The organism is Nocardiopsis sp. CC223A, from assembly GCF_030766825.1.
Classification (GTDB): domain Bacteria; phylum Actinomycetota; class Actinomycetes; order Streptosporangiales; family Streptosporangiaceae; genus Nocardiopsis.
This window is the reverse complement of record NZ_JASFDV010000022.1, coordinates 74,186-84,473: the sequence shown is the minus strand read 5'-3', so window position 1 is coordinate 84,473 and position 10,288 is coordinate 74,186. Positions and strand designations below refer to the sequence as shown.

Sequence of the window (10,288 nt, the reverse complement as noted above, 5' to 3'; positions counted from 1 at the left end):
GCCGGCCGCTCGGCCGGGCGCGGCTCGGGACGGGGCGGCTCCGGGCGGGCGACGGGTTCGACGGCCGGGCCGCCGTACCGCTCGGCCTCCTCCTCGAACACCGGGGGCGCCGGTCGGGCGGGTCCGGTGTCCCGGCGGCCCGGCTCGACGTACTCCTCGCGGTCGTGCTCCGCGGCCTCCCCGCGCCGGGGAGGGGTGCGCTCCCCGTGTTCGTCCCGGCGGCCGGTTTCCCCGTGGTCCTCCTGGTGGGCGGGCCGCTCGTCGCGTTCCGGGACGCGCTCGAACCGCTCGGCCTCTTGGACGGCGGGCCGCTCGTCGTGCTCCGGGGACCGCTCGCTGCGTTCGGCCCCCTGGGGGGCGGGCCGCTCGTCGCGTTCCGGGGCACGCTCGAACCGCTCGGCCTCCCGGTGGGCGGGCCGCTGCGGCCGCGCGGCCGGGGCGTCGTGCCCGCGGTACCCGCGCGGCTCCTCGGCCCATCGGTGCGCCTGCTCCTCGCGCCGGTCGCCGGTCCGCGGGGCCGGTCCGTCCTCCTCGCCGCGCGGCACGGACGGCCGCAGCGGGTCGTCCAGCGGGCCGTCGGCACGCCGCAGCCCGCCGACCCGCTCGGGGGCGGGCCGCGTGGAGGGGCGCGGTGCCTCGGTCTCGGCGCGCCGGGGGGCGAAAGGGGTCACGTTCGCGGTGGGGGAGGGGGCGGGGTCCGGCGAGGAGAACCGGGCGGCCTCCTCGTCGGCGGGGGTGACGGTGTTGTGTCTGGGCTCGTACAGCCAGTGGGCGACGCGCTCCTGGCCGCCGTCCAGGAAGACGAGCTTGAGCTGCCAGGTGCGGTCCTCGCGTTTCCAGGAGTCCCACACCGCGTCGCCGGTCTCCAGCTGGTGGGCCCCGATCCGGCGGGTGACCAACTCCTCCAGGTTCCCCGCGGGTGCGGCCTCGCCGGCGATGCGCACCGCGGCGCGCTGGGCCTGCTGCGCGATGTACTCCCGTTCCTGGAGGACCGGGCCCTCGAACCAGCGGACCCGTTCGATGGGGATGCCGGAGATCTCGGAGATGGCCTCCGCGGTCTCGCCGGACCGAATGCGGGCCTGGATTTCCTTGGGGCGCAACGGATTCTCCACTTCGATCTCGTACTGGCCGAGCCGGGAGAACTGGCCGCGTACTGCGGCGCGGAGGCGGTCATCGACCGGGAGCATGAAACGGGTTCCACGGCCGGTGCTGGCCAGCACCAGATAGGTGCCGTCCTCACTCACGGCCACGAGGCGAAGCTCGTGCATCGCCCTCCCTTTCGCGTCCCGTCGAGGACAGGTCCTGGGACCGACCCCGCGTTCTCCAAGTCTGGTCGGCCGACAACGGTTCGGCCACTACCGCGCCCGGCGCGCCCGAACATGTGTGCCCGCCTCCCGGTCCGCGGCACACCTCGCCGCGGTGGGAGCGCCCCGGGCCGTCCCCGGGGTCCTCACGGCCGCTTCCTTCGCCAATCTTGGCACGCTGACCCTGCCACGACCGGGAGCTGTCACGGGCGAATGTCGCGGTTCCCGTGCGAAGGCTCCGCCGTGATGGTATCCCGCGCCCCCCGAATCGCCCCAGGCCTGGGAAAAACTCCGATCTCGGTCGCTTCATCGAGTAGGGGGATTCTCTCGGGCGCAACTCGACACGCCGATGGCGGCCAGAGAGTGATGCATCTTCATTGATGGCGTTATCGGAACCCTGTCGCCCTTAGCCTGAGTTATCCGTACATGAGTCGTACGTGAACTTTGGGGCGTCTGGGGCCACATGACCGACACACGCCCATCCCGGAGTCCGACGCGCCCTCTCGCGCGTCCTCCGGACGGGACGGAGCACGAAGGGGGGCGGCCGCATGGGGCGGACCGAACACCGTGGGGAGCGGGACACGGAAGAAGGTGAGGACACCGGGAAGAAGCGCATCGACCTGAGCGTGTCCCAGGTCGTCGGAGCGGGCGTGGCGACCCTCGCCGCCGCCACCGCCGCCTCCTACCTCAACGTCTACGGGACGATCGTCGGGGCGGCCGTCATGGCCACCCTGAGCACGGTGGCCAGCCCCTTCCTCCAGCACTGGTTCTCCCGCGGCGGCGACCAGGCGCGGCAGTTCGCCGAGAAGGCCGTCGGCCACACCGAGCCCGCGGGAACAGGTTCTCACCGCACCGGCACCCACCCCCTGGACCCGCCGGGCACCGGCCCGGTGCCGGGGGTGCCGCCGACCGGGCCGATCCCGGGCCTGCCGGAGGAACCCGACGCCACCCGCACCATGGCCCTGCCCGTGCCGCGGGCGGACGCCACGGTGCGCATGCCCGCCGTCCCCGACGGCCCCGAGGAGCCGGTGACCCCCTACGGCGGACCGGAGCAGGAGCCGGACCGGCGCGGATGGCGCGCCTACGCGGTGCCCGCCGCCGTCGTGTTCGGCCTGGTGATGCTCGTCATCCTGCTGTTCGAGCTGTTCACCGGCCGCTCGCTGACCGCGTGGACGCAGGGGCAGGACGAGCACACCTCGCCCACTCTGCTCGGCGGCAGCTCCGCGCCCCCGGCCCGGGAGGACGGCGGGACCGACGACATCCCCGCCGACGGGGGCGACCGGGGCCGGCAGGAGGAGGACGGCGCCGGACAGGGGTCCCCGGACCCCACGGACGAGCCCTCCGAACCCGAGCCCACCGCCCCGGCCACCGAGCAGCCGCCGGGGGACGGCGACGGGCAGACCGACCCGACCACCCCCGGCGACGACGACACCACCGACCCCGGCGACGGGCAGACCGACCCCGGCACCGGGGACGGCGGCTCGGATTCCGGCGGTACCGAGGACCAGGGGGGCGCGGGCGGCACCGGCTCGGAAGGGAGCGGGGACGCCCTCCCCGAAGTCCCCGCGGGCTGACCCGCGCACTACGACGGGCCCGGCCGAAGGCGGTGCCGGGGCCGTCGCCGGGTTCCCGGGCCGTCTCGGTGACGTTCCCGGTCCCGGCCATCGGTTCCAGGAAGCGTTCCCGGAGACGGGCGGGTTCCCGCTCGGTGGACGGCATGGTGGTCGCAACCTCCCTGAACGCCAGGGCGTTGCGACCACCACCGGAACCCGGGGGCCGCGGCGGGGCCCGTTCTCCGTACCCGGGACCGGTCCGGGCCGCGTCCGCTCAGCCGAAGACGCGGTCCAGGTAGTCGTTGCCGAACCGCCGCTGCGGGTCCACCCGGTCGCGCACCGCCAGGGCATCGCCCAGGCGCGGGTACACCGTCTCCAGGTAGGAGCGGTCGCGGGTGTGCATCTTGCCCCAGTGCGGCCGACCGCCCACCGAGGTGAACACCGCCTCCAGGTCGGCGAAGTACGCCTCGTACGGCGTCCCCTTGTACATGTGCACCGCCACATAGGCGCTGTCGCGCCCGTAGGCCGTCGACAGCCATACGTCGTCGGCCGGGGCGAACCGCACCTCCACCGGGAAGCTCACCCGGTGGTCGCCCGCGTCCACGATCCGGCGCGCCTCGCGCAGCACGTCCACCAGGTGCTCGGCCGGGATCGCGTACTCCATCTCCACGAACCGCACGTCCCGCACGGACGTGAACACCTTGTGGGACACGTCGGTGTAGGAGCGCGCGGACAGCGCCCGCGAGCTGACCCGGTTCACCGCCGGGACCGTGCCGGGGAAGCGGCGGCACACCCGGTTGAGGCCCTCGAACAGGGTGTTGGACAGGAAGTCGTCGTCCAGCCACTCCTTGAACCGCGACAGCGGCTGCGCCGGACCGTCGGTGATGTTGTTGCGCTTGGTGTTGGTGTTGCCGGTGTGGGGGAACCAGTAGAACTCGAAGTGGTCGTTGTCGGCCCGCAGCTCCGGCAGCCGCTCCAGCACCTCCTCCAGCGGCATCGGCTCCTCCCGCGCGTGCAGCAGGAACGCCGGGCGCACCGCCATCGTCAACGCCGTCACCACGCCGAACGCGCCCAGACCCACCCGGGCGGCGTGGAACAGCTCCGGTTCCCGCTCCGCCGAGCACTCCACCACGGAGCCGTCGGCGAGCACGATCTCCAGGCCGACCACCTGGCTCGCCAGCCCGCCCGCGTCCCGGCCGGTGCCGTGCGTGCCGGTCTGCACCGCTCCGGCCACCGTTTGGACCGCGATGTCGCCCATGTTGGCCAGCGCCACCCCGTGCGCCGCCAGCGCGTCGTTGAAATCGCACAGGGGCAGCCCGGCCTCGACCGTTGCGGTGCCCGCCGCCGGATCGACCGAGCGCACCCCCGTCAGCGAGGTGGGGGAGAGCAGGAGCCCGTCGGTGACGGCCACGTCGGTGAAGGAGTGCCCCGACCCGACCATACGGACCCGCAGTCCGTCCGCCGCGGCGGAGGTCACGGCCGCCGCGACCTCGGCGGCGCCGTTGGGGGAGGCGGTCCGCTTGGGGCGGGCCTGGTAGGTGTCCGCCCATGTGTGCCACAACACATCTGTCATGCCAGGGGACATTACTCGCCGGTCACTTGTCTGGCCAGGGGGAGTGTGCGGACCGGAAGGCCCCGGTCGGGGGAGTCCGACACCACAGGCCCGCTGACCGGGGGGTGCGGCCCAGGTGCCCGGAGGAGCTGGTTTCATGAAGTGCATGAGGCCTTACGACGCGTTTCTGCTGATCTCCTTCGGCGGCCCGGAGGGCGAGGACGAGGTCATCCCGTTCCTGGAGAACGTCACACGCGGACGCAACATCCCACGTGAGCGGCTCGCGGAGGTCGGTGAGCACTACTTCCTCTTCGGAGGGGTGAGCCCGATCAACCAGCAGTGCCGCGACCTTCTCGCCGCCGTCACCGAGAAGTTCGCCGCCGACGGCATCGACCTGCCGATCTACTGGGGCAACCGGTTCTGGGCGCCGATGCTCTCCGACACCCTGGACCAGATGAGGAGGGACGGGGTGCGGCGCGTGCTGGCGCTGCCCACCTCCGCCTACTGCAACTGGTCGAGCCGCACCGCCTACCTGGAGGACATCGACCGCGCCCGCGCCGCCCTGGGCGAGGGCGCACCCGAGGTCGACCTCATCCGTCCCTTCTACGACCACCCCGGGTTCGTCGAGCCGCTGGTCGAGCACACCCGCGCCGCCCTGGACGCGCTGCCCGCGCGACAGCGCGAGGGCGCGCACCTGCTGTTCTCCGCGCACTCCATCCCCACGAAGATGGCCGAGGAGAGCGGGGGCCCCGAGCTGGGCTTCGGCCCCGAGGGCGCCTACGGCTCCCAACTCGCGGAGGTGGCCCGCCTGGTCGTGGACCGCCTCGACCGCGAGTACCCCTTCGAGGTCGTCTACCAGAGCCGCAGCGGCCCCCCCTCCCAGCCCTGGCTGGAGCCCGACGTCAACGACCGCATGGAGGAGCTCGCCCGGGAGGGCGTGCCCGCCGTCGTCGTCGTCCCGCACGGGTTCGTCTCCGACCACATGGAGGTCAAGTTCGACCTCGACGTGGAGGCCCGGCAGACCGCCGAGAAGCTGGGCATCGGGTACGAGCGCGCGCTCAGCCCCGGCACCCACCCGGCGTTCGTCGCGATGGTCGCCGACCTGGTCCGCGAGTACACCGAGGAGTACACCGAAGGGCGCGGTCCACAGCGCCTGTCCGCTGTGCCCCGCTGCGCCGGGTGCCACTGCCGCGACTGACCCCAGGGGTCCCGGACGTCGCACGGGACCCCTCGGTAAACACCGCTGACACTGTGAGGGGATGAGGGGATAGGGTTCTGCGAAGATCCCAACCACCCTCTCAGGAGTCATCACCTTGGTCCGTTCCTGGTACGAACTGCCGGAATACGTCCGCCTGAAGCGGGTCGACGGGCTGCGGCTGTCCCCCGACGGAACCCGTCTGGTCGCGCCCGTCAGCGGCATCGCACACGATGCCAAGACCTTCCACAGCGCCCTGTGGGAGATCGACGTCCGACCCGGATCCGAGGGCGGGGCCGCCCCGCGCCGCCTCACCCGCGGTGCCAAGGGCGAGAGCAGCGCGGGTTTCCTGCCCGACGGCTCGGTCCTGTTCACCAGCGCCCGCCCCGACCCCGACGCCAAGCCGGAGGAGAAGCCCACGTCCTCCCTGTGGCTGCTGCCCGCCGAGGGCGGAGAGGCCCGACAGGTCGCCTCCCGGCCCGGCGGCGTCGGCTCCTTCACCGTCGCCCGCGACAGCGGCCTGGTCGCCTTCACCTCCGCGACCCTGCCCGCCAGCCAGAACGAGGAGGACGACGCCGAGGCGCGCAGGGCCCGCTCGGAGGCGGGTGTCAGCGCGATCCTGCACGAGTCGCTCCCGGTCCGCTACTGGGACGGCGACATCGGCCCGGACCATCCGCGCTTCTTCGTCGCGGAGCCGCCCGCCGACGGCGAGGCCCGCCTGGGCGAGGCCCGCGACCTCACCCCCGACGCGGGCAAGGCCCTGCTCCAGGCCCAGGGCTCCCTCACACCGGACGGCACCGTCCTCATCACCACCTGGGACGTGCCCACCGGCGGGGGCGGACACCGCAGCGACCTCGTCGCCGTCGACACCGCCACCGGCGAGCGCACCACCCTCCTCACCGAGGAGGGGTACGACCTGAGCTCCCCGCTGGTCTCCCCGGACGGCCGCCTCGTCGCCTACACCCGCGGCTTCGAGGGCGACTACCACGGCGAGCCCCGCGACTTCGAGTTGCGCGTGCTCGACCGCGAGACCGGTGAGACCTCCCCGGTCCACCCGGGACTGGAACTGTGGGCGCGCGGCCTGGCCTGGTCCGCCGACTCCACGGCGCTCTTCATCGTCGCCGACGAGAACGGTCGCCGCCCGGTCTTCCGCGCCGACCCGTCCTCGGGCGCGGTCGTCCGCATCACCGGCGACCACGGCGCCTACAGCGAGCTCAACCCGTCCCCGGACGGCCGGTACGTGTACGCGCTGCGCGACGCCTGGGACGCCCCGCCCGCGCCGGTGCGCCTGGACGCCGCCGCCGCCGACGGCGAGCCCGTGTACCTGAACACCCCCGGCTCGGAACTCACCGTGCCGGGCACCCTCACCGAGGTCGAGACCACCGCCGACGACGGCACCCGGATCCGCTCCTGGCTGGTCCTGCCCGAGGAGGCGTCCGCCGACGCCCCGGCCCCGCTGGTGCTGTGGGTGCACGGCGGCCCGTACATGAGCTTCAACGGCTGGTCGTGGCGGTGGAACCCGTGGATCCTCGCGGCCCGCGGCTACGCCGTCCTGCTCCCGGACCCGGCCCTGTCCACCGGCTACGGACAGGACATGCTGCGCCGCGCCTGGGGCAAGTGGGGGCCGCGCGTGTTCGCGGACGTGATGGCGATCACCGATGCGGCCGAGGCCCGCGAGGACATCGACGCCGAGCACACCGCCATGATGGGCGGCTCCTTCGGCGGCTACATGGCCAACTGGATCGCGGGGCACACCGACCGCTTCAAGGCCATCGTCTCCCACGCCTCCCTGTGGGGCCTGGACGGGTTCAACGCCACCACCGACTACCCGCCGGTGTGGGAGCACGAGTTCGGTACCCCGCTGGAGCGGCCGGAGCGGTACCTGCTCAACTCGCCGCACCTGCACGCCCCGAACATCACCACGCCGATGCTGGTGATCCACGGGGACAAGGACTACCGCGTTCCCATCGGCGAGGGGCTGCGCCTGTGGCGCGACCTACAGCTGTACGGGGTGGAGTCCAAGTTCCTGTACTTCCCGGACGAGAACCACTGGATCCTCACGCCGGGCAACGCGCAGGTCTGGTACGAGACGGTCTTCGCGTTCCTGGACCACCACGTCCACGGCAAGGAATGGGCCAGACCCGAACACCTCTGACCGGTTCCCGGGCGGTCGGTCCACCCCGGCCGCCCGGGCCCCTCAGGGACGCCGGACGTACCGCACATCGGGTTCGCGCTCCTCGTTGCGCGACCCGTCGGTCTCCTCCACGGCCGTGAAGCCGTGCCGTTCGTAGAAGCGCCGCGCGGCCGTGTTGACCTGGAACGTCCACAGCTCCAGGCCCTGGGGACGGCGCCGCAGGGCCAGGCGCACCAGGCGGTCGCCCAGGCCACGGCCCCGCCACTCGGGGTCCAGGTAGAGCTGGTCCAGCGTGTCGCCGTCCAGGACCAGCAGCCCCACGACCCGGTGGTCCGCGGTGCAGACCCAGGACTCCCGTTCCGGTACCACCACGTGCGCGAACCAGGACCGGACCGCTTCGTCGTCGTGCGCGCGCCTTACCGTGGGCAGGGCCGCCGCGAAGGAGCGCAGCCACACCTCCGCCATGGCCTCCGCGTCGGCCGCCTCCGCCCGTCGCAGCACCACACCGCCGCCCGTCCGAACGTCGTACGCCATGGGATCCCTCCGGTCGGAACATCGCGGCCGCGCACCGTCCTACCGACACCGGCGGTATCGGCGCAAACGGTTTTCCGCGGACCTCTCCCCGGACCGGGGAATCGGGAATCCACGTGTCCACGAGGGCCGGCCCGCGGTCTTTTCCGAACCCGGTGTGACCTGGAACACCGGAACGGCGGAGTCGAAGAACCGGGCGCCGCCGGGTCCGCGAGGCGCGGGAACACGGTGAATTCCGGAGCCTTCCCGGATTCGGCGTCACCGTCCCCGCCGGAGTTCACCCGGGCGGCGTAGAGTGCGGACCGACCCCACACCCGAATGCGGAAAGCGGAGCAGTGACCGGCATCCACACCACACCCGACCCGCGGGCCCTGCGCGACCTGGCCGTGCGGGTGGCGACCGAGGCGGGTGAGCTCGCGGCCGAGGGGCAGGCGGGCGTCACCGTGCTCGACACCAAGTCGAGCCCCACCGACGTCGTCACCAAGATGGACCGGGCCACCGAGGAGCTCATCCGCTCCCGGTTGCTGGCGGTCCGCCCCGACGACACGATCCTGGGCGAGGAGGGAGGCGAGGCGGGCGGCGACGGCGGAGTGCGCTGGGTGGTCGACCCCATCGACGGCACCGTCAACTACCTGTACGGACAACCGGACTGGGGCGTGGCCATCGCCGCCGAGGTCGACGGCGTGGTGGTCGCGGCGGCGGTGAGCGTCCCGCGGCGCGGCGAGCTGTACGAGGCCGTGCTGGGCGGGGGCTCCCGGTGCAACGGCGAACCCCTCCAGGCCCCGCCGGCGGTGCCGCTGGCACAGGCGCTGGTGGCCACCGGCTTCGGCTACTTCGCCGAACGCCGCGTGCAGCAGGCGCGCGTGCTGGTGGAGGTCCTCCCGCACATCCGCGACATCCGCCGCGGCGGCTCGGCCGCCGTGGACCTCACCGGGCTGGCGGCGGGCCGGTCCAACGCGTTCTACGAGCGCGGGCTGAACGCGTGGGACTGGGCCGCGCCCGGCTTGATCGCCTCGGAGGCGGGCATCCGGGTGGGCGGCCTGCACGGCGGCCCGCCCGCCAACGACCTGGTCATCGCGGCCCGGCCGGAGCTGTACGACGCTCTGGACGCCCTGCTGGCGCCGCTGGGCGCCGACCGCGACTGACGGCGGGCGCGCGTGGGGGCGCGGCGGAACACCCGTTCCACCGCGCCCCCGTCGACCCGATGGGCCGCGTCCCGGTCCCGGGGATCCGGGCGTCGGCTCAGGCGCAGTCGATGCCGTTGCGAGCGGCGATGCGGTACAGGTCCTCAAGTTCCGACGTGTGGGTGTCGATGAGGAACTCGTCGCCGACGGCCTGCGCCGACTGGAGCGCACCGCGGGTCTCGTTGATACGGACCTTGATCTCCGCGAAGAACTCGCCCATTGCACCTCTTCCAGGGGTAGGACCGGAGAACTCCCGCGCTCCGGTCGCATTAGGTGTCGCGCACGTTGCCGTGCGTGCGCAATGCGGTGTGGTCACGTCCCTGTGACATGCGAGCACGTCGCGGTCCGCCCTTTCCGGTCGGGTTCCGCGCGTGCCACTTACGTCTACCGCACTGTGACCCATGTCAAACCACCGGCCCCGGTGAGTGATGTTTCCGTGATCCGCACCGCGATCGCGGATCCTTTCCGTAGGATGGAAAAGCCCCTGTGGGCGGGGGTGGCGCCGACCGCGCCGCGACGGCCGCCGCGCGGGTGCGGACCGCTCGCCCGCCCGTTCGCGGAACGTGTCCCATGACACATCTGCGGGTAAAGCCCGGTGCTTACTTGTTTCTTATTCTTGATGTGTCAGATTCGAGATGTGCGGGGTTACGTCGCCGTCGGCGGTTGGGGGATTCGCCGACGGCGACGCCCCGCGCACAAGGGGGTCGTGAGACTCCCGGCCCAGCGCCCGTCCCCGGCGCGGGGTGAGGACGAGGTCCGGTTCGCGCCGACGGCGCGGCGGGTTTACCGTCTCCTTACCCCCGCCGTGAGAGAACGGTTGACGCGGCCGGGACCG

At 72.9% G+C, this 10,288-nt stretch carries 8 protein-coding genes; 4 read left to right on the top strand and 4 right to left on the bottom strand.

Features of this window, described 5'->3' with window-relative positions:
- On the bottom strand, positions 1-1,268 hold a 1,268-nt coding region (sepH, locus tag QJS33_RS11740; protein ID WP_306367951.1), incomplete at its 3' end, for a septation protein SepH.
- Positions 1,269-1,852: 584 nt separating this feature from the next.
- On the opposite strand from sepH, the gene QJS33_RS11735 reads away from it, so the two are divergent.
- Positions 1,853-2,878, top strand: a complete 1,026-nt coding sequence (locus QJS33_RS11735; RefSeq protein ID WP_306367950.1) for a hypothetical protein — start codon at positions 1,853-1,855, stop codon at positions 2,876-2,878.
- A gap of 253 nt (positions 2,879-3,131) precedes the next feature.
- On the opposite strand, the gene QJS33_RS11730 is transcribed toward QJS33_RS11735, so the two are convergent.
- Positions 3,132-4,430 carry a D-arabinono-1,4-lactone oxidase gene (locus tag QJS33_RS11730; RefSeq protein WP_306367949.1) on the bottom strand — a complete coding sequence of 433 codons (1,299 nt, stop codon included), beginning with the start codon at positions 4,428-4,430 and terminating at the stop codon, positions 3,132-3,134.
- 145 nt (positions 4,431-4,575) lie between these two features.
- On the opposite strand from QJS33_RS11730, the gene QJS33_RS11725 reads away from it, so the two are divergent.
- Together QJS33_RS11725 and QJS33_RS11720 are read left to right on the top strand one after the other, a co-directional pair.
- Complete coding sequence (locus QJS33_RS11725; RefSeq protein ID WP_306367948.1) at positions 4,576-5,607, top strand: ferrochelatase; 1,032 nt, start codon at positions 4,576-4,578, stop codon at positions 5,605-5,607.
- A 115-nt stretch (positions 5,608-5,722) separates the two neighbouring features.
- Complete coding sequence (locus QJS33_RS11720; RefSeq protein ID WP_306367947.1) at positions 5,723-7,759, top strand: S9 family peptidase; 2,037 nt, start codon at positions 5,723-5,725, stop codon at positions 7,757-7,759.
- Positions 7,760-7,801: 42 nt separating this feature from the next.
- On the opposite strand, the gene QJS33_RS11715 is transcribed toward QJS33_RS11720, so the two are convergent.
- A complete protein-coding gene (locus QJS33_RS11715; protein WP_306367946.1) occupies positions 7,802-8,272 on the bottom strand; it encodes a GNAT family N-acetyltransferase in 471 nt (156 codons plus the stop codon).
- Between the two features lie 332 nt (positions 8,273-8,604).
- Between QJS33_RS11715 and QJS33_RS11710 the strand changes: the two genes are divergently transcribed.
- Positions 8,605-9,414 (top strand): inositol monophosphatase family protein, encoded by an 810-nt coding sequence (locus tag QJS33_RS11710; protein WP_306367945.1) that lies wholly within the window; start codon positions 8,605-8,607, stop codon positions 9,412-9,414.
- Between the two features lie 97 nt (positions 9,415-9,511).
- Here the strand turns inward: QJS33_RS11710 and QJS33_RS11705 are convergent, their stop codons facing one another.
- Positions 9,512-9,673 carry a hypothetical protein gene (locus QJS33_RS11705; RefSeq protein ID WP_220560172.1) on the bottom strand — a complete coding sequence of 54 codons (162 nt, stop codon included), beginning with the start codon at positions 9,671-9,673 and terminating at the stop codon, positions 9,512-9,514.
- Positions 9,674-10,288 lie beyond the last annotated feature (615 nt).

Coding starts and splice junctions, on each gene's coding strand:
- QJS33_RS11735 (WP_306367950.1), top strand. CDS start 1,853: ATGGGGCGGACCGAACACCGTGGGGAGCGGGACACGGAAGAAGGTGAG.
- QJS33_RS11730 (WP_306367949.1), bottom strand. CDS start 4,430: ATGACAGATGTGTTGTGGCACACATGGGCGGACACCTACCAGGCCCGC.
- QJS33_RS11725 (WP_306367948.1), top strand. CDS start 4,576: ATGAGGCCTTACGACGCGTTTCTGCTGATCTCCTTCGGCGGCCCGGAG.
- QJS33_RS11715 (WP_306367946.1), bottom strand. CDS start 8,272: ATGGCGTACGACGTTCGGACGGGCGGCGGTGTGGTGCTGCGACGGGCG.
- QJS33_RS11705 (WP_220560172.1), bottom strand. CDS start 9,673: ATGGGCGAGTTCTTCGCGGAGATCAAGGTCCGTATCAACGAGACCCGC.